Origin of the sequence: Paraburkholderia yinzeri, from assembly GCF_046581065.1 — a bacterium.
In the GTDB taxonomy this organism is placed as follows: Bacteria; Pseudomonadota; Gammaproteobacteria; order Burkholderiales; family Burkholderiaceae; genus Paraburkholderia.
Genome location: NZ_JBFOCJ010000001.1, coordinates 3,214,370 through 3,238,786 on the forward strand (window position 1 = coordinate 3,214,370; position 24,417 = coordinate 3,238,786).

A 24,417-nucleotide genomic window follows, 5' to 3' on the forward strand; every position below is an offset into this window, starting at 1 on the left:
GCATATGAGCGCATTTGAAATACGCATCGGCATCAATCCGCTTTCGTGGATGAACGACGACCTCCCGTCGCTGGGCGGCGAGACGCCGCTCGAAGTCGCGCTGACCGAAGGCCGCGAGATCGGCTACGAAGGCTTCGAGCTCGGCAACAAGTTTCCGCGCGAGCCGCAGGCCCTGAAGGCCCTGCTCGCCCAGTACGACCTTTCGCTCGTGTCGGGCTGGTACTCGGGCATGCTGGCGCGCCGCAGCGTGGAGGAAGAGATCGCCGCCGTGGACAAGCATCTCGACCTGCTCGCGCAAAACGGCGCAACGGTCATGGTCTACGGCGAAGTCGCCGACTCGATCCAGGGCGCGCCGCGCCCGCTGTACCAGCGGCCGCGCTTCTTCAGCGACGCGCAATGGGATGCCTACGCCGCGCGCGTGGACGCCTTCGCGCAGCACACGCTCTCGCGAGGCGTGCGGCTCGCCTATCACCATCACATGGGCGCTTATGTCGAAACGCCCGCCGACGTGGACAAGCTGATGGCGCGCACGAGCGACGCGGTAGGCCTGCTGTTCGACGCGGGACACATGACGTTCGCGGGCGGCGATCCCGTCGCCGAGCTCGACAAGCACATCGCGCGCGTGTGCCACGTGCACTGCAAGGACGTGCGCCCCGCCGTGATCAAGCTCGCGCGCAACCGCAACTGGAGCTTTCTCGACGCGGTGCTCGCGGGTGCCTTCACGGTGCCCGGCGACGGCGCCGTCGACTTCCCGACGGTCATCGACCGCCTCAAGCGCCACGGCTATCGCGGCTGGCTCGTGGTGGAGGCCGAGCAGGATCCCGTGATCGCGCCGTCGTATGCCTACGCGCAGAAGGGCTACCGCACGCTGCGCGAACTCGCCGACGCGCCGCCGCTGTCGCCGCAATCGGCAAACCGGACCGTATCCAAGGAGGCAGCATGAGTCTGCTCGTGAAGGCCGCGCGCGAAGGCCTGACCATCGCGCGCGTCACGCCCGCCAGCGCGGGCTGGCGCTATGTGGGCTTCGCCGCGCATCGGCTCGCCGAGGGCGACGTGGTCTATGTGTACGAAAAAGACCGCGAAAGCTGCATCGTCGTGCTCACGGGCACCGTGGATATCGAAGCGGGCGGCGAGCGCTGGTCGAGCCTCGGCTCGCGCGACAGCGTGTTCGAGGACGCCGCGCCCTACGCGCTCTATGTGCCGCCCGGCGTGAAGGCGACCGTGCGCGCCACGCGCGCGGCAGAGGTGGGCGTGGCGAGCGCGCCGGCGCAAGGCACGCTGCCCCTGCGTCTCATCGAGCCTGCCCAGATGAAGCGTTCGACGCGCGGCAAGGGCCTCAATACGCGCTACGTCTGCGACATCCTCCCGCAGACCGAACCCGCGGAATCGCTGCTCGTGGTGGAAGTGCGCACGCCCACCGGGCATTCGTCGAGCTATCCGCCGCACAAGCACGACGCCGATCGCCTGCCGCAGGAAAGCGCGCTGGAAGAGACCTACTATCACCGGCTGAACCCGCCGCAGGGTTTCGCGTACCAGCGCGTCTACACCGATGCACGCGACCTCGACGAAACCATGGCCGTGGAGGATCACGACGTGGTGATGGTGCCGCGCGGCTATCATCCGGTCACCGTGCCGTACGGCTACGACTCGTACTATCTGAATGTCATGGCCGGACCGCGCCGCGAGTGGCACTTCCACAACGATCCTGCTCACGAATGGATCATCGAGCGGGATGCCAACTAATCCGAAGCAAGCGTAGTGCCCCTGAACGCAAAAAGCCGCCTGCAAGGGCGGCTTTTTGCATCATCCCCCGGGCCGGGACGGCACCTCACGCCAGCCTGAACTTCCCGACCAGCCGCTTGAGCGCCTTGGCCTGATCGTCGAGCGACTGGGCGGCGGCCGTGGCTTCTTCCACGAGCGCCGCGTTCTGCTGCGTGCCGGCGTCCATCTGCGTGACCGAACGGCTGATCTCCTCGATGCCCGCGCGCTGCTCGTGCGACGCCGCGGAAATTTCGCCGATGATGTCGTTCACGCGCTTGACCGCCTTCACGACGTCGTCCATCGTGCGGCCGGCATCCTGCGCGAGCGTCGAGCCGTTCGCCACGCGCTCCACCGAGGCGCTGATGAGCGACTTGATCTCCTTCGCCGCCGTGGCGCTACGCTGCGCGAGATTGCGCACCTCGCCCGCGACCACCGAGAAGCCACGCCCTTCCTCGCCCGCCCGCGCCGCTTCGACGGCCGCGTTGAGCGCCAGGATGTTGGTCTGAAACGCAATGCCCTCGATCACGCCGATGATGTCGGCAATGCTCTTCGCGCTGTCGTTGATCTCGTTCATCGTGGAGACCACGCGGCCCACCACGGCGCCGCCCTTCTCCGCAATTTCCGACGCGTTGCCCGCCAGCGTGCTCGCCTGCGCGGCGTTCTCGGCGTTCAGGCGCACGGTGGAGGTGAGCTGCTCCATGCTGCTTGCGGTGCGTTCGAGCGCGACCGCCTGGTCCTCGGTGCGTTTCGAGAGGTCGAGGTTGCCGGTCGATATCTCGCTCGACGCCGAGGCGATCGCCTCGGCGCTCGCGGCGATTTCCGCTACCGTCACCGAAAGACCTTGCTGCATGTCGCGCAGCGCGCCAAGCATGCTCGAGGCGGCACGCGCATCGAGCTTTACGGGCTGAGCGAGATCGCCCGCCGCAATGCGGCTCGCAATTGCCTTCGCCACCGCGGGATCGCCGCCCAGTTGCCGTGCGATGCGCCGCACGACCCACTCGCTCACGAAGAACGCGAGCACGAACAGCGCGACGGTAGCCGCCGCGATCATCACGAACGACGACTTGAAGATGAACGCCGCCGCCGAAATCGTTTCTTTCGCCGCGGCGCCGCGCTGCTCGACGAGCTCATCGACCAGCTTTTCGAGCTTCTCCGTTTCGACGAGCAGCGAGACGTCCTGCGTGGCGACCTGCCAGCCCATCTGCGAAAGGTCGAGCGGCTGCGCCTTCACTAGCGTCACGAAATCGCGCAGATGACCGCTCCAGGTCGAACTCGCGCCCGCCAGCTTCTTCTGGAGATCGAGCGCCGCGCCGCCCGAGCGCTGCGCATCCTGCTGCAGTTGATCCATCTCGCTCCCGAGCGCCGCGAGATCGTGATCGATATCCTCGCCCAGTTCGTCGCGCTCCTTCGCCGTGGTGGCCGTGAGCAGCATCTTCTGGGCGCGGCTCGCGCGCAGCATGTGACCGCGCACCTCTTCGGCCGCGCGGCTCGCCACGTAGCCCTGTTCGTAGATCGACTGCGTCGAGCCGTTGAGGCGGCTGATCTGCGCGAGCGAAAACGCGCCCATCGCGAGCGTGCCGATCAGCAGCACGGCAAATGCGGTGCGCAATGTCGCCTTGACTGAAAACGCTTTGCCGCCGCCTTGCCGCGCGGCTCGGGAGGAGGCCTGGGGCGCACCCGCGGCGCCTGGGTCCTGCGGCACGAAGCCGGCTTGCCGGCTGCCCTGCGATACAGCTTTCATGTTTTGACGGTCTCCAGCGTTTTGTCGGACGCGCACAGACTGATCGACACAGCGCGCCACAACCCGGTCAACGGCAAATTCGCGCGCGATCTTTAACATCGCGCCGGTATCGGTCTCGCGTTCCGGCCCCGTAGCGACGCGCCTCGTGGGCACGCGCACCGGCGGGTTATACACGATCAAAAAGTACCGCCAATAAAACGCCTCGCGGGGAATGTCCCAATCTCGACAAAATATGTCCTGACCGTGCAGACGAGACACATTACACTGCGTCTCATAACTCATATACATGTTCCTTTCATGCCGTCGCCGACTCTCTCGCCCCACTGGGGTACGGCTCCCGCATGAAGCTCTCTGCCCTTGGACACGATGGAAACCAGCCTCGACAAGCGCGCCCTGCCCGGCGCCGCCCCCGCGTCTGCGCCGAGCGCCTCCGGCGCCCAGCGCACCGTGTACTCCGTGCTCGGCGCGATCAGCTTTTCGCATCTGCTCAACGACATGATCCAGTCGTTGATCCTCGCCATCTATCCGATGCTGAAGGACAACTTCTCGCTGTCGTTCACGCAGATCGGCCTCATCACGCTCACTTACCAGATCACGGCGTCGATGCTGCAGCCGCTCGTAGGCGTCTATACCGACAAGCGGCCGATGCCGTACTCGCTGCCCGTCGGCATGGGCTTCACGCTGTGCGGGCTGCTGCTGATGTCGGTCGCGCCGACCTTCGGGGTGCTGCTCGTGGCGGCGGCACTGGTGGGCTGCGGCTCCTCGGTGTTCCATCCCGAATCGTCCCGCGTCGCGCGCATGGCCTCGGGCGGCCGCCATGGCCTTGCGCAGTCGCTCTTCCAGGTGGGCGGCAATGCGGGCTCGTCGCTCGGGCCCCTGCTCGCCGCGGCCATCATCATTCCGCACGGCCAGCGCAGCATCGCGTGGTTCTCGGTGGCGGCACTCGTCGCCATGTTCGTGCTCACGCAGATCGGCCGCTGGTACAAGGCGCATCCGGGCATGAAGAAAAAGCGTGCCGAGATGCCGCATGTCGCGCTCTCGCGCGCCCGCGTGGCGAGCGCCATCGGCGTGCTCGTGCTGCTCGTGTTCTCGAAGTACTTCTACCTCGCGAGCATCAACAGCTACTTCACGTTCTATCTGATCGACCGCTTCCATCTGCCCATACAGGCCGCGCAGATACATCTGTTCGTGTTCCTCGCCGCCGTTGCCGCGGGCACGATCATCGGCGGCCCGGTGGGCGACCGCATCGGCCGCAAGTACGTGATCTGGGGCTCGATTCTCGGCGTGGCGCCCTTCACGCTGCTGCTGCCCTATGCGAACCTGTTCTGGACCGGCGTGCTGACGGTGATCATCGGCATCGTGCTGGCCTCGGCGTTCTCGGCCATCCTCGTCTATGCGCAGGAGCTGATTCCGGGCAAGGTCGGCATGGTGGCCGGCCTCTTCTTCGGCTTCGCGTTCGGCCTCGGCGGCATCGGCGCGGCCGTGCTCGGCCAGCTTGCCGACGCCACGAGCATCGGCTTCGTCTACAAGGTCTGCTCGTTCCTGCCGTTGATCGGCATCCTCACCGTGTTCCTGCCCGACGTCGAGGGCAAGCGGGCGAAGAAGGCCGCGGCCTGAATGAAAGGCGAGGTCCTCGGGCCTCGCGCGTGCAAGACAGAACGGCCGGATGCCCCTGGGGGCGCCGGCCGTTTTCTTGGGTCCGCGCCTGGCCTGTGTTCGGCCCGCGTTTTGCCCGGCGTGGCGCCGCGCACGGGACGTACTACACTGGGTTTGACGGCAAGGCATTCGCGCTTTGCGCATCGCAAGCCGATCCGAAGCCCCCGTCCCGACGAGGGCCGCCGCCCTTCGTGACGCCCACGCGCGAGGTCCGCCATGCAACTGTCCACGGTAGAGATCGTCAAGCCCGAGGCCACCAACTTCGTCCTCGGGCAATCGCATTTCATCAAAACGGTCGAAGACCTGCACGAGGCGATCTACGGCGCCGTGCCGGGCATCCGTTTCGGGCTCGCGTTCTGCGAGGCATCGGACAAGCGGCTCGTGCGCCGCTCGGGCACCGACGACACGCTCGTCGAGATGGCGACGGACAACGCGCAGCGCATCGGCGCGGGACATAGCTTCATCGTCTTTCTCGGCGACGGCTTCTTCCCCGTCAACATGCTCAATGCGATCAAGTCGGTTCCCGAGGTCTGCCGCATTTTCTGCGCGACGGCCAATCCGACCCAGGTGCTGATTGCGGAAACGGACCAGGGGCGCGGCATTGTCGGCGTGGTGGACGGCTTCCCGCCGCTGGGCATCGAAGCCGAAGACGACGTGCGCTGGCGCAAGGACCTGCTGCGCGCGATCGGCTACAAGGCTTGAGCGCCGATGAGCTCGTCCGTCGACCTGTACACGGCGCTCGAACGGCAAACGGCGCTGGCGCTCCAGCGCGGCGCGCTGCTGCCGATCGAAACCGCGCTCACACCGATCGACGATCACGGCGTGCGCTTCGCCGTGCGCGTGGCGGCCAATCTCGCACGCAAGGACGCGGCACGAAAAACGCAGGATACCCAAGCACCGCATAACCCCTTTCTGCCGTACGACGACGACCTCTTCGTCGCCGATCTTTCGCCCACGCACGTCGCACTGCTCAACAAGTTCAACGTGATCGATCATCACTTGCTGATCGTGACGCGAGCCTTCGAACCGCAGGAAGCGCTGCTCGACGCCGCCGACTTCGCGGCGCTCGTCATGGCGCTGCGCGAGCTCGACGGCCTCGGCTTCTATAACGGGGGAACGGCGGCGGGCGCGAGCCAGCCGCACAAGCACCTGCAGGTGGTGCCGTTGCCGCTTGGCGACAGCGCGCCGCCGGTGCCTATGGAGGCGCTGCTCGACCGCGCGCACGTCGTGCACGACACGCTGCCGGTCGAAACCGTGCCCGATCTGCCGTTCTGTCATGCCTTCGCGCGTCTCGACCTTGCCGGCGGCGCCGTCGACGAAGCCGCGCGCGAGGCGCTCGGGTGCTATCGCGAACTGCTCGACGCGGCGGGCGTTCCCGTTATCTACGTAGGCGGTGTGCCGCACCAGGGCGCGCCGTACAACCTGCTTGTCACGCGCCGCTGGATGCTGGCCGTGCCGCGCTCGGAGGAGCGCGCAGAAGGGATTTCGGTCAATGCGCTCGGCTTTGCGGGCTCGTTCTTCGTGCGCGACGCGGCGCAATTGCAGGCACTCAGGAGCCTCGGGCCGATGACGGCGCTCGCGCGCGTGGGCGTTGCGCGCTAGAGCGCGGGCTCGCGCTTGCCCACACCTGCGCCCGCAACCGCAACCGCAGTCGCAGTCGCACCCAAGCGAATGCGGCGCTGCTTAGCCGCGCGTAGGATCGGCGACGGCTTCGGTCACGACAAGCGGTTCGAGCGCCGCACGCAGCGCATCGGGCAGCGCGCTTACGGGCCGCCGCGTCGCGCGATCGACGTAGACGTGCACGAAATGGCCTTGCGCCGCAGGCGCCTCCTCGCCCTCGCGAAAGAGCCCGACCTCGTAGCGCACGCTCGATGAGCCAAGACGCGCCACGCGCAATCCCGCATCGACACGCTCGGGAAACACGAGCGGCGCGAAGTAGTTGCACTGCGTTTCGACGACGAGCCCGATCGTCGCGCCATGCTCGATGTCGAGCGCCCCCGCGCGGATCAGATACTCGTTTACGACGGTGTCGAAATAGCTGTAGTAAACGACGTTGTTCACGTGGCCGTAGACATCGTTGTCCATCCAGCGTGTGCCGATCGGCAGGAAGTGGCGATAGCCTGCACGGGAAACGGTGACGGGTCGGTTCATCGGCGTGATCCTGGGAAGGCGGTACGGGAAAGGTTGCGAGGAAAGCGCGCTGGCAGGCGCATCACTGCCCGGGCCGTTCGACGAATTCGAACGGCAGGCCGCGCCGGCGCATCCATTCGCCGAGCGCCTGGCCCGTGCCCGCGCGCCACGGCCGCAGCTTGGCGGGCTCGACGAGGCGGTATTCGAGCAGTTCGGGGGAAAGCGCAATCGTGCCCGTCGCCTTCACGTGATACGCAATGATGAGTTCGTTCTTGCGGATGAACTCGTAGACGCCGACGAGCTCGACGCTCTCGGCGCGCAGCGCAGTCTCTTCGAACACCTCGCGCGCAATGCCCTCTTCGGGCGTCTCGCCGTTTTCGAGGAAGCCGGTGATGAGCGCGAACATGCCCTCGGGCCAGGCGGCGTTGCGCGCGAGCAGCACGCGGCCCTCGTATTCGACGATCGCGGCGACAACGGGCAGCGGATTGTTCCAGTGCACGTACCCGCAGACGAGATCGGGGCAAGCAAGGCGGACGCGGCCGCCTTCGTGGGCGGGATCGGCGCGTTCGGTGAGACGCGAGGCACAGCGGGGACAGTACTGGTAGTCGCTCATGTCGATGGGGGCATGCGCAAGGCAAGCCCGATGCCGCCGCGCGGCCCGGCGGGCACGCTCACGACGGACGCAAGGCGACTATTCTAGTGCGCTATCCGGCCGCGCGTGCAGGCTCGCCAGACAAGGCCGAGCGCTCCGGCCACGAGCGCGGCCGCCGCGAGCCACAACGACGGCGAGAAGGAGCCGGTCGCCGCCGCCAGCGGCGCGGCCACGAGCGGCCCGGCGATCTGGCCGATCCCGTAGGCGGCCGTAGCATACCCCATCAGCGCGGCGGCATGCTCGCCGCGCAGCAAGCGGGCTTCGCGCATCGCAAACAGCGTGATGGCCGTGAACGGCAGCCCGATCAGCACGCTGCCGAACGAAAAGCCCGCCGCGTTCGGCCAGACGATCCCCAGCGCAATGCCCACGGCCTGGAACACGTAGCAGCCCGCGAGCATCAGGCGATTGTCCCAATGCAGCGGCAGGCGCGCACCGGCGAGCGCCCCCACGATCAGCGCCGCGCCGAACATCGGCCAGAACAGGTCGGGCCACACGGAGCCGGGCAGCGCATGGCGCGCGATCACGGGCAGAAAGGTCGCCGTGATGATGTAGCCGAAGCCCGGCACGCCATAGAGCAGGACGAGCCAGAAGGCGTCGGCGCGGTTCGTATCGGGTGCGGCGGGAGCATTTGCCCCGGCCGCGGCGCGTGCAGCTCCTGCCGCGCGGGGCGCCGGCGCGCGCCGGTCCTCGCCGAAAGTGGACCACACGAACACGGCGAGCACCGCGCTGATCAGCCCGAAGCCGATCCAGCCGGCGCGCGCCCCAAGACCGCCGGCTGCGCTGACGACAAGCCCGGTCGCGACGATGCCGACGCCCGGGCCCGTATAGATCACGCCGCCCCACTCGGGCGCGCTCAATTCGGCCAGCCGCCGCAGACCCCATTGCGAGGCGAACACGAAGGTCCACGCGCTCACGGCGCCCGCCACGAACCGCACCACGGCCCAGATCCAGAACTGCTGCGTGAGCCCCATTGCCAGCGTCAGCAGGACCGTCGCGGCCAGCCCCACGCGGACGATCGTGGCATGCGCGCCGCGCAGCGCCACGCAACTGAGCGCACCCGCAAAATAGCCCGCGTAGTTGAGCGACGCCAGCCAGCCGCCGTGGCGCAAATCCAGTCCGCCTCCGTGCAGCATTAGCGGCAGGAGCGGCGTGAACGCGAAACGGCCGACGCCCAGCGCCACCGCGAGCGTCACCATGCACGCGAGCGCGGTCTGGCGCGCGGCATCGGGGCCGTGCGAGCGGGCATGCGGCTCGGCAGAAGAAGCGGCGGGACGGGAGACGAAATCATTCATGGCGGCAAAAGGCGCGGAAGACGCAAATCGACCTTGCCGTATCGTAAGCCATCCAATCGATCACGAAAAATGAATTATGATGAGCGAATCCATCCCAAGGAGAGAATCATGGATCTGACCGCACTGGCCATTTTTCGGGCGGTGGTCCACGAAAACGGCGTGACGCGCGCGGCGGCGAAGCTCAACCGGGTGCAGTCGAACGTCACGACGCGTATCAAGCAGCTCGAAGAACAGCTCGGCGCCGAGCTCTTCACGCGCGAAGGGCGCCGGCTCGTCCTGACGCCCGCGGGCGAAACGCTGCTGCCCTACGCCGAGCGCCTGCTCGCGCTCGCCGACGAAGCGCGCCACGCGGTCAAAAGCGGCCGACCCTCGGGACGGCTGCGCCTCGGCACGATGGAAAGCACGGCGGCAAGCCGCCTGCCCGGCGTGCTCGCGCGCTATCACCAGGACTGGCCCGAGGTCACGCTCGAACTCGAAACCGGCACCACCAGCCACCTGACCCAGCGCCTGAGGGAATTCGAGGTGGACGCCGCGCTGATCTCCATGCCGCTCGGCGGCCCGCCCGACGCCGCGCTGTTCGAGTACGTGCCGGTCTACCGCGAGGAACTCGTGATACTGACCCCGCGCGGCCACCGGCCGATCCGCCAGCCCGGCGACGTCGCCCTCTCCACGCTCGTCGCGTTCGAGCGCGGCTGCGCCTATCGCAGCTACATCGAGCGCTGGTATCTCGAATACGGCATCCGGCCCACGCGCGTGCTCGAACTCGGGTCGTATCACGCGATCGTTGCCTGTGTGGCGGCAGGCGCAGGCGTGGCGGTCGCACCGCGCTCGGTGCTGGAACTGCAGCGCAACGTGGACGACATTGCGATGCATCCGCTGGGGAAGCACGGGCTCATCGACACGCTGCTCATCTGGCGGCGCGGACATTTTTCGCCGGCGCTCGACGCGCTCAAGGGCGCCCTGCTGGAAAACGCCGGAGGCGCACAAGACGCGGGAGACGCGCAACAAAAAGGGCTGCCCTCACGGACAGCCCTTCTTCAAACCCGCTAACGGACGAATTAACGACCGGACGAATTGACGACCGAATCGGCGCTTACAGCTTCGCCTCGACCCAGCCCTTCACGCCTGCGAGCGCGGCCGGCAGGTTGGCCGGCTCGGTGCCGCCCGCCTGCGCCATGTCGGGACGACCGCCGCCCTTGCCGCCCACCTGCTGGGCGACGAAGTTCACGAGCTCGCCCGCCTTGACCTTCTTGCTCGCCTCGGCCGTGACGCCGGCGATCAGGCTCACCTTGCCGCCCTCCACCGCCGCCAGCACGATCGCCGCGCTCTTGAGCTTGTCCTTGAGCTTGTCCATGGTCTCGCGCAGCGTCTTGACATCGGCGCCTTCGAGCGTCGCCGCCAGCACGTGCACGCCGTTCACCTCGACGGCCTGGCCCACGAGCTCGTCGCCCTGGCTCGACGCCAGCTTCGACTTGAGCGCGCCCAGTTCCTTTTCGAGCGACTTGACCTGGTCCTGCACCTGCGCGATGCGCTGCGTGAGTTCCGCAGGCTGCGCCTTCAAAGCCGCGGCCGCCGCGTTGATGCGCGCGTCGAGCTCCTGCACGTAGCGCACGGCGTTGTCGCCCGTGATCGCTTCCACGCGACGGATGCCCGCGGCCACGCCGCCTTCCATCACGATCTTGAAGAGGCCGATGTCGCCGCTGCGCGTCACGTGCGTGCCGCCGCACAGCTCGCGCGAGAAGCCGAGGTCGAGCACGCGCACTTCGTCGCCGTACTTCTCGCCGAAGAGCGCCATCGCGCCGCCCTTCACCGCTTCGTCGAACGGCATCACGCGCACGATGCCGGGCGCGTTCGCGAGCACTTCCGCGTTGACGATCTGCTCCACGCGGCGGATTTCGTCGTCCGTCATCGGCGCATTGTGCGCGAAGTCGAAGCGCGTCTTCTCGGCGTCGACGAGCGAACCCTTCTGCTGCACGTGGGTGCCGAGCACTTCGCGCAACGCCTTGTGCATCAGGTGCGTGGCCGAGTGGTTGCGTTGCGTGCGGGCACGGCGGATCGCGTCGATTTCCGCCTTCACGACGTCGCCCACCTTCAGCGTGCCTTGTTCGAGCGTGCCGTGATGGCCGAAAACGTCGGCCTGGACCTTGAGCGTATCGGTCACCGCGAAGCGCACGCTCGCGTTCGCGATCACGCCCTGGTCGCCCACCTGGCCGCCCGATTCCGCGTAGAACGGCGTGTGGTCGAGCACGACCACGGCGTCCTGACCGGTCTTCACTTCGTTGACCGATGCACCGTCCACGTAGAGCGCGACGATCTTCGCGTCGTCGAACACAATCTCTTCGTAGCCGTGGAACGTGGTCTTCGCGCCCGAGTACTCGAGGCCCTGGGTCATCTTGAACTTGCCCGCCGCGCGGGCCTGCTCGCGCTGGCGCGCCATGGCATCGTCGAAAGCCGGTTCGTCGACGCTCACGTTGCGCTCGCGGCAAACGTCCGCCGTGAGGTCGAGCGGAAAGCCGTAGGTGTCGTGCAGCTTGAACGCGAGCTCGCCGTCGAGCGTCTTGCCGCCCTTCTTCTCCAGATCGGCCAGCTCGGCTTCGAGAATCGACATGCCGTGCTCGATGGTTTCGAAGAAGCGCTCCTCTTCCTGGCGCAGCACGTCGGTCACGCGCTGCTCTGCTTCCTTCAGTTCCGGGTAGGCCGCGCCCATTTCCGCGACGAGGTCCGCCACGAGCTTGTGGAAGAACGCGCTCTTCTGGCCAAGCTTGTAGCCGTGGCGGATCGCACGACGCACGATGCGGCGCAGCACATAGCCGCGGCCTTCGTTGCCGGGAATCACGCCGTCGACGATCAGGAACGAGCACGCGCGGATGTGGTCGGCAATGACCTTCAGCGAATTGTTCGTGAGATCGGGCGTATGCGTTTCGCGCGAGGCGGCCTTGATCAGGTTCTGGAACAGGTCGATCTCGTAGTTGCTGTGCACGTGCTGCAGCACGGCCGCGAGACGCTCCAGCCCCATGCCCGTATCGACGCACTGCTTGGGCAGCGGCGTCATGTTGCCCTGGGCGTCGCGGTTGAACTGCATGAACACGAGATTCCAGATCTCGATGAAGCGGTCGCCGTCTTCTTCAGGAGACCCCGGGGGGCCGCCCCAGATTTCCGGGCCGTGGTCGTAGAACACTTCAGAACACGGACCGCAGGGGCCGGTATCGGCCATCTGCCAGAAGTTGTCCGACGCGTAGCGCGCACCCTTGTTGTCGCCGATGCGGATGATGCGCTCGGTCGGCACGCCGATTTCCTTCGCCCAGATGTCGAACGCCTCGTCGTCTTCCTGGTAGACGGTGACCGTGAGCTTTTCCGCCGGCAGGCTGTAGACCTTCGTCAGCAGTTCCCAGCAGTAGTGGATCGCGTCGCGCTTGAAGTAGTCGCCGAATGAGAAGTTGCCGAGCATCTCGAAGAACGTGTGGTGACGCGCCGTATAGCCGACGTTCTCCAGATCGTTGTGCTTGCCGCCGGCGCGCACGCTGCGCTGCGCGGTGGTCGCGCGCGAGTACGGGCGCGATTCGGTGCCGAGGAACACGTCCTTGAACTGCACCATGCCGGAATTGGTGAAGAGCAGCGTGGGGTCGTTGCCCGGCACGAGGCTCGACGAGCGCACGATGGTGTGGCCCTTCGATTCAAAGAACTTGAGGAATTTCTCGCGGATTTCAGCGGCTTTCATGGCGTGCTTGCGGGCGTCCTGTGCGTATGTCCCGGCCTTCGGGCCTGCCTGGCGGCACGCCGCGCGCGAGTCGTGCGCCGACGTGACGGCCGGAGGGCCTCCGGTTGTTTCGGTTGGGTTCGAACCGGGTTCGTAGCGGTTTCGATCAGCGGCTAACCCGGCGCAAAACGGCGTGTTCGCGCGTGCATCGCTCGCTGGGGAATCGGTCGATTATACGGGATCGAAGCAGGCTCGCGGCAGCGCGCTCCGTCCGGCGTGCGAAGGCGCGACATCGCGTACTCCACTCCCCCGCACAACATCGCTAAGTTCCGCTTGGCGAAACAACGTACCGAAAATTGGCATAGGGAGTCCGAATCCCTTAAGATGCCGTGAACGCGCCGCGCCTCGCGGCCAGCCAGACAACTACATCGGAAGACACTCTATGGGCGCTCTGAGCCATATCCGCGTACTCGACCTGACCCGCGTGCTGGCAGGCCCGTGGTGCGCGCAGACCCTCGCCGACTTCGGCGCGGACGTGATCAAGGTGGAACGCCCCGGCGCCGGCGACGACACGCGCCACTGGGGCCCCCCGTACCTGAAAACGCCCAGCGGGGAGGACACGGCCGAAGCCGCCTACTATCTCGCCGCGAACCGCAACAAGCGGTCCGTGACCCTGGATATCGCCACGCCGGAAGGCCAGCGCATCGTGCGCGAACTCGCCGCGCAAAGCGACGTCGTGCTCGAGAACTACAAAGCGGGCCAGCTCAAGAAATATGGCCTCGACTACGCGTCGCTGCGCGAAGTGAAGCCCGATATCGTGTACTGCTCGGTGACGGGCTTCGGCCAGACCGGCCCCTATGCGTCGCGCGCGGGCTACGACTTCATCGTGCAGGGCATGGGCGGCTTCATGAGCATCACGGGCGAGCGCGACAGCCTGCCCGGCGGCGGCCCGCAGAAGGCGGGCGTGGCCATTGCCGACCTGATGACGGGCATGTACGCGACCATCGCCGTGCTCACGGCGCTCGCGCACCGCGACCGCACCGGCGTGGGCCAGTACATCGACATGGCGCTCCTCGACGTGCAGGTGGCCATGCTCGCGAACATGAACTCGAACTACCTCGCGAGCGGCAATCCGCCGGCGCGCTGGGGCAACGCGCATCCCAATATCGTGCCCTACCAGGCGTTCCAGACGAGCGACAGCTGGATCATCATCGCAGTGGGCAACGACGGGCAGTTCCGCAAGTTCGTCGAAGCGGGCGGCCGGCCGGAACTCGCCGACGACGCGCGCTTCGCGACCAATCCGGAGCGCGTGCGTCATCGCGATACGCTCGTGCCGATCCTCGCGGAGATGGTCCGCACGCGCGCGAAGGCCGACTGGATCGCGGCGCTGGAGGGCGCTGGCGTGCCCTGCGGGCCGATCAACGACCTCTCCGAAGTGTTCGAGAACGAGCAGGTGGTGGCGCGCGAAATGCGCGTGGACCTGCCGCATCCGTCGGGCGGCACGGTCAAGCTCGTGCGCAACCCCGTACGCATGAGCGAGACGCCGCCGCGCGTGGAAAACCATCCGCCGACGCTTGGCGAGCACACCGACGAGGTGCTGCGCGACGTGCTCGGCTACGGCGACGAGGAGGTGGCGTCGCTGCGCGGCAAGGGCGTGGTCTAGCGCCTCTTCATACCGCCATCGATTCGATGGCCCCGCGGCCGGTTGCCAGGGCCGCTCGCGACGTTGACGGGCCTGCGCGGCCCGCGGACTGTCGCGCCCGGTTGCGTCAGGTAGAATGGTCATCATCAGCCCGGCGCGCGTGCCGCCGCCATCCCGACGGAATCTCGTCGGAGTCCTGGCAAAAGCGCGCGCCCTCGAACGATCTTCCCTTTTCGCATGAATACCGAACGTAAAGACGCCGACCGCACGGACGCGCCTGCGGCATCCAATTTCATCCGCAACATCATCGACGACGACAACCGCTCGGACAAGTGGGGCCAGCGCGTGGAAACGCGCTTCCCGCCGGAGCCGAACGGCTATCTGCACATTGGCCACGCGAAGAGCATCTGCCTGAACTTCGGCGTCGCGAAAAGCTATGGCGGCGTATGCCACCTTCGCTTCGACGACACGAACCCGGAGAAGGAAGACGTCGAGTACGTCAACTCGATCGTCGACGCCGTCGAGTGGCTGGGCTTCGAATGGAAGAAGGACGATCAGGAATACCTCTTCTACGCCAGCGACTACTACGACAAACTCTATGAGTTCGCCGAACTGCTGATCCAGCGCGGCAAAGCGTATGTGGACAGCCAGTCGCCGGACGAGATGCGCGCGAACCGCGGCTCGGCCACCGAGGCGGGCAAGAACTCGCCGTTCCGCGATCGCTCCGTGGAAGAAAACCTCGACCTGTTCCGCCGCATGAAGGCCGGCGAGTTCGAGGAAGGTGCGCACGTGCTGCGCGCGAAGATCGACATGGCGTCGCCGAACTTCAACATGCGCGATCCGGTGATCTACCGCATCCGCTTCGCACACCACTACCGCACGGGCGACAAGTGGTGCGTGTATCCGATGTACGACTACACGCATTGCATCTCGGACGCGCTCGAAAACATCACGCATTCGCTCTGTACGCTGGAATTCGAGGACCATCGCCCGCTCTACGACTGGGTGCTCAACGAACTGGCGGACGCCGGCGTCTTCACTCGCCCGCTGCCGCAGCAAATCGAATTCTCGCGCCTGAACCTCACCTACGCGATCACGAGCAAGCGCAAGCTGCTGCAACTCGTGACCGAAGGCCACGTGGACGGCTGGGACGACCCGCGCATGCCCACCATCGTCGGAGTGCGCCGCCGCGGCTTCACGCCCGAGGCCATCCAGCTCTTCTGCGAGCGCATCGGCGTGACCAAGGTCGATTCGTGGATCGACATGAGCGTGTTCGAAGGCGCACTGCGCGACGACCTCGACGACAAGGCGCCGCGCACGGCCGCCGTGCTCGATCCGCTCAAGCTCATCATCGACAACTATCCCGAAGGCCAGAGCGAGGACTGCACGGCCCCTGTGCATCCGCATCATCCGGAGCGCGGCCTTCGCACGTTCCCGATCTCGCGCGAGCTGTGGATCGAGCGCGAGGATTTCAACGAGGCGCCGCCCAAGGGCTACTTCCGCCTGTTCCCGGGCAACAAGGTGCGTCTGCGCTACGGCTTCGTGATCGAATGCACGGGCGCGGACAAGGACGAGAACGGCAACGTGGTCGCCGTGCACTGCAACTACTTCCCGGACAGCAAGTCAGGTACCGAAGGCGCGAACAACTACAAGGTCAAGGGCAACATCCACTGGGTGAGCGCGGCGCAGGCCTGCCCGGCGGAGGTGCGGCTCTACGACCGCCTGTTCCGCGAAGAGCAGCCTGACGCCGGCGGCCGTAGCTTCCTCGAAGCGCTCAATCCGGATTCGAAGCGCGTGGTGCAGGCGTATCTGGAACCGGGCGCGCGCGACGCGGTGCCGGAAGACCGCTACCAGTTCGAACGTCACGGCTACTTCGTTGCCGACCGCTACGATTCGAAGCCGGGCAAGCCGGTGTTCAACCGCATCGTCGGCCTGCGCGACAGTTGGGGTAAATAAGCGGCACGAGCGTTCCGCCAGTCGAAAAAAAACCGCACTTCAAAGTGCGGTTTTTTATTGGCACGGCAGCGATGGCAATGCGCACCGCTCACAGCGTGCGATGCAGTTCCGCAAGCGAAAGCGTTGTCTCGAAAAGGCGCGTGAGACTACGGCTCGCGTAGCGCGCGACATCGCCAGGGGCGATCCACGACCACGCGTCCATTTCGGGGATCATCACGCCGTCTTCGCGGCGCGGAAAGAGCGACGTGCAGTGGCAGCGCGACAGGTCGAGTTCCTGCGGCAACGCACGCGCGGCGAAGAGATGCAGATCCTTGTCCCGCCGGTAGACGAAGCGCCCGAGGTCCGTGAGGCGCGATGCGTCGATCTCGATGCCCGTCTCCTCCACCATTTCGCGCAGCGCGCTCGTGCTCTCCGTCTCGCCGGGTTCGCCCTGCCCCTTCGGGATGTCCCAGTGGTTCGTGCCTGTCGCATGCGCGAGCAGCACCCGGCCCTGCGGATCGAGCAGTACCGTGCCGCACGAAACGATCTTGCCGCTCACGCCGCGGGGCTCAATGCGTCTTCTGGTAGACCCATGCGCCCGTGCCCTGGCGGCAGAACCGCGGACGCAGCGTCATCGACTGGCCCTTGGCGTTGACGACCACCTGGGTGTCGCGGCAGGTCGTATCGCCGGTCGTTTCGGTCTTCGTCGGCGTGATGGTCGCGTCGATCTTCACGCTGTTGCGCAGACCTTCGTTTGTCCAGGTCGCGGACTCGCCGTCCTGCTTTTGATCGACGGCCTCGCGCACGGCCTTGGAAAGCGAAGCGTTGTCGGCCTGCCTCATGTAGGCCGCCGGCGTGTTGTTGAGAAAGCCGAGATTCTGGGCATGGGCAACGCTGCCAAGCGTCGCGAGCAGCAGACCCGCGCCAAGGCTGGACAGGATTCGGGGGGACATCGGCATCGAAGCTTCTCCTTGAAAGGCTGTCGTCGCCGGGGAGGATAGCACGCGCCCTATTTTTCCTGCGCACGGGTGAACGCGAACGGGGCCACCGTTTGGGACGAGTCTGATAGCGACGTAAGAATTGTCTCCCTATTCTGGACACATTCGACGCCTCAGCTGTCCCGACAGACTCGCATATTGTCCATCATGACCTACTCTACCGCCCTTCGGGTGTTCGCCTTCGCGCTCGCCCTCATCTGCATCGGCCTCATGGCCCTTGTGGCGCATTACCTGCCGGCATCCGGCACCGCCGCGCGCCTGCCCCGCGCCATCCACGTACCCGCGCCGCACTGGCCCGACTCTATGTTGCGCGGCGGCACGGTTTGCTTGCTCGTGTCGTTCGTTGTACTTATTGCTACCTGTTGCATGATTGCGAGTCTTTGAGGCGGGTAGCTGCTTTCTTCCTGCTCCGTGCAAAAAACAAAAAGCCCAGTCGCAACGACCGGGCTAATTGCTTGAATTGATTGGCGCGACAGGAGGGGCTCGAACCCCCGACCCTCGGCTTAGAAGGCCGATGCTCTATCCAGCTGAGCTACTGTCGCGCAGAAGCGCGTCGTCCGCGCCACCCGCCTTCCCACGCGTCGAACGCGGCAAGACGGGCGCTGGATTATACCGCGTCCGGATCAGGCGGGCCGCACCCGACCCGCGTCGCGTCAGACCGGCTGCTGATGGACCACGAACCAGCCGAGACAAATGGCGCCCGCGATCACGCAGTACACGCCAAACGAGGCAAGACGCCCGCGTCCTTCGAAATAACGCATCAGGAAGCGCACGCTAAGCCATGCGGCAATGCCCGTGAGCACACCGCCCACCACCGCCGTCATCAACTGATCGCGCGCGTGAAAAAGCTTCGGCAGTTCAAGCAGCCCCGCGGCGAAAATGATCGGCGTGCCGAGCAGAAACGAGAACTCAGCGGCCTTCTCGGTCGTCAGTCCGGCAGCATTACCCGCGATCATCGTGAGACCGCTGCGGGAAAAACCCGGGATCAACGCACCGATCTGCGCGAGGCCCACGAGAAAAGCCTGGCGAAACGAGAGCCGCTCCGGTGGCCGATGCGTACGGGTGCGCTGCAGGCGATCGCCGAACCACAGCAACACGCCATTGATCATCAGCGCGACAGCGACGATGCGCAGGTCATGAAAGAGCGCCTCAATGCGCTTTTCCAGCACGAGGCCGACGATTCCGGCCGGAATCGTGCCGATGATCAGCGCCCACACCATATGGCTGTCGTCACTGTGGCGTCCGGCGAGCGAGCCAAAGAAACCGCGGATCAGCGCAACCCAGCGTTCGCGGAAATACCACAGCAGCGCAACGGCGGTGCCGAGGTGCAGCGCGACCAGGAACGGCAACAACTGTGGCGCATGCTTGTCGATATGCATGCCAAACAACGCCGGCACCAGCAACGTATGGCCAAGGCTGCTGACAGGAAAGAGTTCGGTAACGCCCTGCAGCACGCTCAAAAAGAGTAGAAACCAGAGACTCACTCGCGAATCCTCAAAGTGGGGTGGTTGACGCCGAGCCGAGGCAGTGTCGGCGCGGCAGAGCGCACCGATTATGCCGGTGGCCGCCGCTGAGCGCCACGCATCGAGGGAGATTTGTCGGCAAATTTACGGCGCCGCAACAATTTTGCGGACGCAGACGTGGAGAATGGCGCCAGGTGATGAGGGACGCAGTCGCGCAATCGGGAGCCGGTCGCGCGGACGGGATGCGATATCCGCCGATAGCGTGGAAAGCGCTGGAAAACGGGGCTGAAGCAGGCCGCGAGGTGTGCGTGCTTCAGCGCGCCATCTTGTAGAAAAAGTAAGCGCTACTGCCGACAAACAGGCCGAACAGTGCCGTACTCATGGCCATGGCGATATCCATGGAACCTCCTGGATCAATCCGTGCGCTATCGCACGATGTAGCGCGATTATCCGTCCCCGACTTCGCGCGCCATACCCGCGCTTTCCCGACAAAGGGTTTTCACGCATCGGAAAGCGGCGCACAATCCGCGTGCATGGCGCGGCGCAGCCGCGACCCGCCTACCCCTCCCCCTTTCCTCACGCGAGCCCAATGGAATCCAGCCCTCAGCACGACATCCTCGATATCTCCAGCGGCGCTTCGATGCTGCGCTTCGCCCCGTGGGCCGGCGGACGGCTGCTCTCGTGGCATGTCGACGGCCAACCTGTCATCCACTGGCCCGAGCAGGCGAACTGGAGCGAGCCCGCGCGCATACGCGGCGGCAACCCGCTGCTGTTCCCGTTCCTCGGCCGTCATCGCGTGGATGGCCAGATCGGCCGCTGGCGCGACGCACAGGGTGTCGTCCGTGATCTGCCCATGCACGGCTTCGCGCGCGACCTGCCGTTCGCGACGCAGATCGATGACGACGGGCGCGGTATTCACATGACGCTCGCCGACTCGGAGGCCACCCGCACCGGCTACCCGTTCTCGTTCCGCTTCGAAGCGGCCTACCGCCTCGCCGACGATCACACGCTCGATGTCTCGCTGACTGCGGCCAATACCGGTAACAATCCGCTGCCCTGGTACGCCGGTCACCATTTCTATTTCGCGCTACCCCATGGGCAACGCGCGCAGACCACGATGGAACTGCCGCCGACAGTGCGCCGATATCAACTGCCGGACGGCTCGATTAGCCCATCCGAAGCCGGCGCGGCACAGTACCGCCTCGACGACCCGCAGATCCTCGACCGCTTTCACGTGCTCGAGCCGACGCCGCCCGCCGCACCGGTACGGATGATCGCGCCAGGTCTTGGCCGTGTCGTGACGATCGAACTCGATCGCCCCGGCTCGATGCCGTGGTACGCGGTGACGACCTGGACCGAAGCCGAAAACTCCGACTTCTATTGCATCGAGCCGTGGCTCGGCCTGCCGGATGCGATCCACAACGGGCTCGGACTGCATTGGCTCGCGCCTGGGGCAAGTGCGCGAGCCGATCTGCGCATCCGCGTTGACGCGCTCGTCTAACGCTACCTGCAAGCCTCCGGGGACCGTCGCCCGCTTCCATCCCGGACGGCGACGAGCGCGCTGCAAGCGACAATGACGCGCCCGCCCGGACAAACCCGCTAAAATCAGACGTTTTGCTGGCGCGGCCTGTCCGCCCGGCAGCGCCTTGCGAGGTTCAATGTTGGCAACAGGAATCAGACGTTTCGCCTGCGCGACGCTAGTCGCGCTGCTCGCCGCGTGCGGATCGGCGCCAGTCGGCCCCGGCTACTACCGTGTGGAACGCGGCGACACGGTAAACAAAATTGCGCGCAGCAAAGGGCAGTCCGTGCAAAACATCGTGCGCTGGAACAACCTGTCCAATCCCGATGCCATCGAGGTAGGCCAGGTCCTGCGCGTCGCACCGCCCGCGGGCGCGGTCAGCTCCGCGGCGCCCGCGGCAAGCGCTGCACCCCGAGCCAGCCGTCCCGCTCCTTCCGCCGCCGACAATGCACCGGCTGCCGCACCCGCCTCCTCGATCTCCCTCGTCTGGCCGGCCAACGGCACCGTGATCCGCAGTTTCGACGGGCGCAATTCGAAGGGCATCGACATCGCCAACAGCGCGGGTACCCCGGTAGTGGCGGCGGCGGCCGGCTCGGTCGTCTATGCCGGCAACGGCCTGCGCGGCTACGGCAATCTGCTGATCATCAAGCACAGCGGCGACTACCTGACGGCTTACGCACACAATCAGACGCTGCTCGTGAAAGAAGGTCAAACGGTGGCACAAGGGCAGCAGGTTGCACAGATGGGCAGCACCGACAGCGATCGCGTGATGCTGCACTTCGAGCTACGCTATCAGGGCCGATCGATCGACCCGACCCACGATTTGCCGTTACGCTGAGTTTCGGCGAATCGAACTCCGGACGAAAAAAAAGCCCGGCATGGCGCCGGGCTAACGGGGGTTTGGCGCATATCGGCAAAGGACCGGTTTACCATGCGCCGAAGTGCAATCTATCAATGGCGGTTAACGGGCGCAACGATTTAATTCGATTAAAAATGTGTCTCGGCGCACGGATTAAGGACCACACCCGCTTTTTATGGCGAACCTGATCGCCGTAAGCGCTGCCATCGAGCATTACCCGCGCTTGCCGTTATAACTTTACAAAATCAATACATAACATCCAGATCGTTGACTGGAAAGGATTTTTCTCAATCCATCAAAGCCGGACGAAGGCGATTCGAGGACATTTCCGACGCCGCCGGCAATGAACAATTTCGATCCGCCCCGCCTGAGTCGATTTTGTGGGCAAACGCACGCACATCGCGATTCAGCCGAGATTGCGCACAGGAATTTAAAACATATTTATCAATTCCGGCTTTTGTCTGCTTTTTATGATTAAGTCGAAAATCGCTTTGTATTATTAATAAGGATAGCCCGGGCCATGCGCGATTTTCCGCGCATCGTCTGCAGCACGGGATCGTTTATAGTATCTGCCGCAACCTTTCCAACATGACCATGACTACCCCAGACGCCGCGCCCAGCGCACTGTATGCCAAGTTGCTCGGCGAAACCGCAAAAATCGACTGGGAGGATCTCGAGCGGTTCTTCGCGCAAGGCAAGCTGCTTTCCGTCGCGCGCGATCTCGATCTCGTGAGCGTCGCCGAGGCCATAGCAAGCGACGACGCCGAACCCGTCACCCAATGGCTTTCCGCCGGGTTCATCGAGCGAATGCAGGCTGGCACCGCCACCGACTATGCCGCGCGCAAGCCGGAATTGTGGGCGGTCGTCGTCTCCCCCTGGATCTGCGTGCAGGAGCGCGGTTGAGCGACAGCCTTCCCCTTCCTGCAGAGCGCGGCTGGCACCGTCGGGTTCTGACGCTCGCTTTTCCGATCGTCCTCGCGAATCTCACCCAACCGATACTCGGCGCAGTCGATACGGCGGTCGCGGGTCACCTCGGCAGTGCGGCCGACCTCGGCGGCGTAGCGCTTGGCGGGCTGTTCTTCAACTTTGTATTCTGGGGATTCGGCTTCCTGCGCATGGGCACCACCGGGCTCGTCGCACAGGCATTCGGCGCCGGCGACCGCGCGGCACTGCGCGCCAATGTCGTGCGCGCGCTACTGCTGGCGTTCGCGATCGGCGCCCTGATTCTGGCGATCCAGGCGCCGTTGATTCGCTACGTGCTCGCGTTGATAGGCGGCAGCCATGAGGTGCAGGCCAACGCCCGACTCTATTGCGCGGGGCGCATTGGCTCCGCCCCGTTCGGCCTTGCGAACTACGTCGTGCTTGGCTATCTGCTGGGTACCCAGCGGGTGCGGGTGGCGCTCGCCGCTCAGGTGTTCATCAACGTCGTGAACATGATCGCGGTGCTGCTCTATGTATATGGGCTGCATTGGGGCATTGCCGGTATCGGCGCGGCCACCGCAACGGCGGATACATGCGGCTTTGTTTTCGGCGCAGCAGTGCTTTGGGGGCTACGGCCCCGCGGCCTCTCACCGCTTCAATGGGCTGACGTGCTCGAACCGAAGGCACTCAAGCGCCTCGTTGCCATCAACCGCGATATCTTTCTGCGGACGATGTGCCTGCTCGGATCGTTCGGCTGGTTTGCCCATCTGGGGGCGAAGCAGGGCGACACCATACTGGCCGCCAATGCGCTGCTGCTGAATTTTCAGACCTTCATGGCATACGGCCTGGACGGCTTTGCGCACGCGGCCGAGGCACTGGTCGGCGCCGCTATCGGCGCGCGCGACCGCGATGCCTTCCGGCAAGCGGTCAAGGTGAACCTGCTCTGGTCCGTGCTCGGCGCACTCGGGTTTTCGCTGGTCTATTGGGCGGCGGGCGGCTGGATCATCGACCGGCTAACCGATCAAGCTGCCGTGCGCGATGCCGCGCGGGCCTTCCTGCCTTGGGCTGCGCTCTCGCCGGTGATTTCGGTCTGGGGTTTTCTGCTGGACGGCGTCTTCATAGGCGCTACGCGCACGCACGATCTCATGCGTGCGATGGCGTTATCGCTCGCCCTATTTCTGGTGGCCTCGTGGGCCCTGGTAGGCCCTTTCGGCAATCATGGCTTGTGGGGTGCGTTGCTGCTCTTCATGGCCGCAAGAGGGTTGACGCTCTCGCCGCTGTTGCCACGGGTTTCCCGCGCCATCGTTCCTCGCGCCGGTCAGTCTTGACGGCACCGCGCCCCACAGTCGTTATTGAGCCGGCGGAGGGTTGTCGATCATCGTGGGCGGCCGGTCGTCGGTCGGAACGCCGTGATAGTCAGGCGGATCCTGCGGCGGCGTCCCATGGTGCTTGACGGTCATATCGTCGGCGCATGCGGAGAGGAAAGCGGCCATCGCTGCTGCAACAAAGATACGAAGCATTCGTCCGAATCCTTTCAAATTTATTTCGCTTCTGGCACGAAAATCGGGGGCGATGTCGCGCCCGATTTTCCCCACTTTTTTTCCTGCCTGTTGCTGTCCTAAGATACTTGTATGGCTGCAACCGAAGGAGGCTGCCATGGATGCCGAAACTATTGCGGGTCTCGCCGGGCTGGCCGTCGGCCTGCTTGTTCTGCTCGGGCTATCGATCTTCGAGTCCCGTGCCTACCGGAAAGAACACGACGGCGAAGGCATGATGCATCACTGGCTGGTCACGCATCACGTGCTTGATCGGGTACACCGCAGGCATTGAACGCAGACGCGCGGTTCGACGCGCCGCGCGCCGGTTGGTCCGCAACGACGCCCTGAGTTTTCAGGTCGCGGAGATTGTTTGGCCATATTATCGCGAGGCTCATGGGCAGACAGAGGCCATTTGCCTGCCGCCAACGCAAAAACCCCGGCTTGTGAGGGCCGGGGTTCTGCTGGATAAGGAGCCTGACGATTACCTACTTTCACACGGGCAATCCGCACTATCATCGGCGTGGAGCTGTTTCACGGTCCTGTTCGGGATGGGAAGGGGTGGGACCAGCTCGCTATGGTCATCAGGCATGACGGGTTGCTGCGTCGCAGTTTC

23 protein-coding genes, 1 tRNA gene and 1 rRNA gene are annotated in these 24,417 nt (G+C 65.4%); 14 read left to right on the forward strand and 11 right to left on the reverse strand.

The window, feature by feature from the left end:
• Positions 1-4 precede the first annotated feature (4 nt).
• On the forward strand, positions 5-943 hold the full coding sequence (gene iolE, locus WJ542_RS15290) for a myo-inosose-2 dehydratase (RefSeq protein WP_411190046.1): 939 nt from the start codon (positions 5-7) through the stop codon (positions 941-943).
• Positions 940-1,743, forward strand: a complete 804-nt coding sequence (gene iolB, locus WJ542_RS15295) for a 5-deoxy-glucuronate isomerase (protein ID WP_411190047.1) — start codon at positions 940-942, stop codon at positions 1,741-1,743. Before iolE ends, iolB begins: the two co-directional genes overlap by 4 nt.
• A gap of 85 nt (positions 1,744-1,828) precedes the next feature.
• Here iolB and WJ542_RS15300 read toward each other — a convergent pair whose 3' ends face one another.
• The gene (locus WJ542_RS15300; protein WP_411190048.1) at positions 1,829-3,502 is read right to left on the reverse strand and encodes a methyl-accepting chemotaxis protein; all 1,674 of its coding nucleotides are present in this window, start codon (positions 3,500-3,502) and stop codon (positions 1,829-1,831) included.
• A gap of 366 nt (positions 3,503-3,868) precedes the next feature.
• Between WJ542_RS15300 and WJ542_RS15305 the strand changes: the two genes are divergently transcribed.
• The 3 genes from WJ542_RS15305 (at position 3,869) to WJ542_RS15315 (ending at position 6,760) form a co-directional block, all read left to right on the forward strand.
• Positions 3,869-5,119, forward strand: coding sequence for an MFS transporter (locus WJ542_RS15305; protein WP_411190049.1), 1,251 nt, complete (start codon positions 3,869-3,871; stop codon positions 5,117-5,119).
• A 255-nt stretch (positions 5,120-5,374) separates the two neighbouring features.
• Positions 5,375-5,860 (forward strand): adenosine-specific kinase, encoded by a 486-nt coding sequence (locus WJ542_RS15310; RefSeq protein ID WP_411190050.1) that lies wholly within the window; start codon positions 5,375-5,377, stop codon positions 5,858-5,860.
• Between the two features lie 6 nt (positions 5,861-5,866).
• The gene (locus WJ542_RS15315; protein WP_411190051.1) at positions 5,867-6,760 is read left to right on the forward strand and encodes an ATP adenylyltransferase family protein; all 894 of its coding nucleotides are present in this window, start codon (positions 5,867-5,869) and stop codon (positions 6,758-6,760) included.
• 81 nt (positions 6,761-6,841) lie between these two features.
• Here the strand turns inward: WJ542_RS15315 and WJ542_RS15320 are convergent, their stop codons facing one another.
• From WJ542_RS15320 to WJ542_RS15330, 3 genes are all read right to left on the reverse strand, one after another.
• Positions 6,842-7,309 (reverse strand): acyl-CoA thioesterase, encoded by a 468-nt coding sequence (locus WJ542_RS15320; protein ID WP_411190052.1) that lies wholly within the window; start codon positions 7,307-7,309, stop codon positions 6,842-6,844.
• Positions 7,310-7,370: 61 nt separating this feature from the next.
• Positions 7,371-7,901: an NUDIX domain-containing protein gene (locus tag WJ542_RS15325; RefSeq protein ID WP_411190053.1), complete on the reverse strand. Its 531-nt coding sequence runs from the start codon at positions 7,899-7,901 to the stop codon at positions 7,371-7,373.
• An 83-nt stretch (positions 7,902-7,984) separates the two neighbouring features.
• Positions 7,985-9,232 (reverse strand): YbfB/YjiJ family MFS transporter, encoded by a 1,248-nt coding sequence (locus WJ542_RS15330; protein ID WP_411190054.1) that lies wholly within the window; start codon positions 9,230-9,232, stop codon positions 7,985-7,987.
• A gap of 108 nt (positions 9,233-9,340) precedes the next feature.
• Between WJ542_RS15330 and WJ542_RS15335 the strand changes: the two genes are divergently transcribed.
• Complete coding sequence (locus WJ542_RS15335; protein WP_411190055.1) at positions 9,341-10,282, forward strand: LysR substrate-binding domain-containing protein; 942 nt, start codon at positions 9,341-9,343, stop codon at positions 10,280-10,282.
• 43 nt (positions 10,283-10,325) lie between these two features.
• On the opposite strand, the gene alaS is transcribed toward WJ542_RS15335, so the two are convergent.
• Positions 10,326-12,950, reverse strand: coding sequence for an alanine--tRNA ligase (gene alaS / locus WJ542_RS15340; protein WP_411190056.1), 2,625 nt, complete (start codon positions 12,948-12,950; stop codon positions 10,326-10,328).
• A gap of 421 nt (positions 12,951-13,371) precedes the next feature.
• Between alaS and WJ542_RS15345 the strand changes: the two genes are divergently transcribed.
• Both WJ542_RS15345 and WJ542_RS15350 read left to right on the forward strand, forming a co-directional pair.
• On the forward strand, positions 13,372-14,592 hold the full coding sequence (locus WJ542_RS15345) for a CaiB/BaiF CoA transferase family protein (RefSeq protein ID WP_411190057.1): 1,221 nt from the start codon (positions 13,372-13,374) through the stop codon (positions 14,590-14,592).
• Positions 14,593-14,808: 216 nt separating this feature from the next.
• Entirely contained in the window at positions 14,809-16,527 is a 1,719-nt protein-coding gene (locus WJ542_RS15350) for a glutamine--tRNA ligase/YqeY domain fusion protein (protein WP_411190058.1), read from the forward strand.
• Between the two features lie 88 nt (positions 16,528-16,615).
• Here WJ542_RS15350 and WJ542_RS15355 read toward each other — a convergent pair whose 3' ends face one another.
• Both WJ542_RS15355 and WJ542_RS15360 read right to left on the reverse strand, forming a co-directional pair.
• Positions 16,616-17,065: an NUDIX hydrolase gene (locus WJ542_RS15355; RefSeq protein ID WP_411190059.1), complete on the reverse strand. Its 450-nt coding sequence runs from the start codon at positions 17,063-17,065 to the stop codon at positions 16,616-16,618.
• A 10-nt stretch (positions 17,066-17,075) separates the two neighbouring features.
• A complete protein-coding gene (locus WJ542_RS15360; protein WP_411190060.1) occupies positions 17,076-17,465 on the reverse strand; it encodes a hypothetical protein in 390 nt (129 codons plus the stop codon).
• A gap of 186 nt (positions 17,466-17,651) precedes the next feature.
• On the opposite strand from WJ542_RS15360, the gene WJ542_RS15365 reads away from it, so the two are divergent.
• Positions 17,652-17,888 (forward strand): hypothetical protein, encoded by a 237-nt coding sequence (locus WJ542_RS15365; RefSeq protein ID WP_411190061.1) that lies wholly within the window; start codon positions 17,652-17,654, stop codon positions 17,886-17,888.
• Between the two features lie 81 nt (positions 17,889-17,969).
• On the opposite strand, the gene WJ542_RS15370 is transcribed toward WJ542_RS15365, so the two are convergent.
• Together WJ542_RS15370 and WJ542_RS15375 are read right to left on the reverse strand one after the other, a co-directional pair.
• Positions 17,970-18,046, reverse strand: a tRNA-Arg gene (locus tag WJ542_RS15370).
• Positions 18,047-18,157: 111 nt separating this feature from the next.
• Positions 18,158-18,988: an undecaprenyl-diphosphate phosphatase gene (locus WJ542_RS15375; protein WP_411190062.1), complete on the reverse strand. Its 831-nt coding sequence runs from the start codon at positions 18,986-18,988 to the stop codon at positions 18,158-18,160.
• Between the two features lie 568 nt (positions 18,989-19,556).
• On the opposite strand from WJ542_RS15375, the gene WJ542_RS15380 reads away from it, so the two are divergent.
• The 4 genes from WJ542_RS15380 (at position 19,557) to WJ542_RS15395 (ending at position 23,594) form a co-directional block, all read left to right on the forward strand.
• Positions 19,557-20,468 carry an aldose epimerase family protein gene (locus tag WJ542_RS15380; protein WP_411190064.1) on the forward strand — a complete coding sequence of 304 codons (912 nt, stop codon included), beginning with the start codon at positions 19,557-19,559 and terminating at the stop codon, positions 20,466-20,468.
• A gap of 157 nt (positions 20,469-20,625) precedes the next feature.
• Positions 20,626-21,324 carry a peptidoglycan DD-metalloendopeptidase family protein gene (locus WJ542_RS15385; RefSeq protein WP_411190065.1) on the forward strand — a complete coding sequence of 233 codons (699 nt, stop codon included), beginning with the start codon at positions 20,626-20,628 and terminating at the stop codon, positions 21,322-21,324.
• 609 nt (positions 21,325-21,933) lie between these two features.
• Positions 21,934-22,248, forward strand: a complete 315-nt coding sequence (locus tag WJ542_RS15390) for a DUF2288 domain-containing protein (protein ID WP_411190066.1) — start codon at positions 21,934-21,936, stop codon at positions 22,246-22,248.
• Positions 22,245-23,594, forward strand: coding sequence for an MATE family efflux transporter (locus tag WJ542_RS15395; RefSeq protein WP_411190578.1), 1,350 nt, complete (start codon positions 22,245-22,247; stop codon positions 23,592-23,594). The genes WJ542_RS15390 and WJ542_RS15395 overlap by 4 nt, the downstream gene beginning before the upstream one ends.
• Positions 23,595-23,615: 21 nt before the next feature.
• On the opposite strand, the gene WJ542_RS15400 is transcribed toward WJ542_RS15395, so the two are convergent.
• Positions 23,616-23,924 carry a hypothetical protein gene (locus WJ542_RS15400; RefSeq protein ID WP_411190601.1) on the reverse strand — a complete coding sequence of 103 codons (309 nt, stop codon included), beginning with the start codon at positions 23,922-23,924 and terminating at the stop codon, positions 23,616-23,618.
• On the opposite strand from WJ542_RS15400, the gene WJ542_RS15405 reads away from it, so the two are divergent.
• A complete protein-coding gene (locus WJ542_RS15405; RefSeq protein ID WP_411190067.1) occupies positions 23,923-24,096 on the forward strand; it encodes a hypothetical protein in 174 nt (57 codons plus the stop codon). The genes WJ542_RS15400 and WJ542_RS15405 overlap by 2 nt on opposite strands.
• A gap of 180 nt (positions 24,097-24,276) precedes the next feature.
• Here WJ542_RS15405 and rrf read toward each other — a convergent pair.
• Positions 24,277-24,390 (reverse strand): 5S ribosomal RNA (rrf, locus tag WJ542_RS15410).
• Positions 24,391-24,417: the final 27 nt, after the last annotated feature.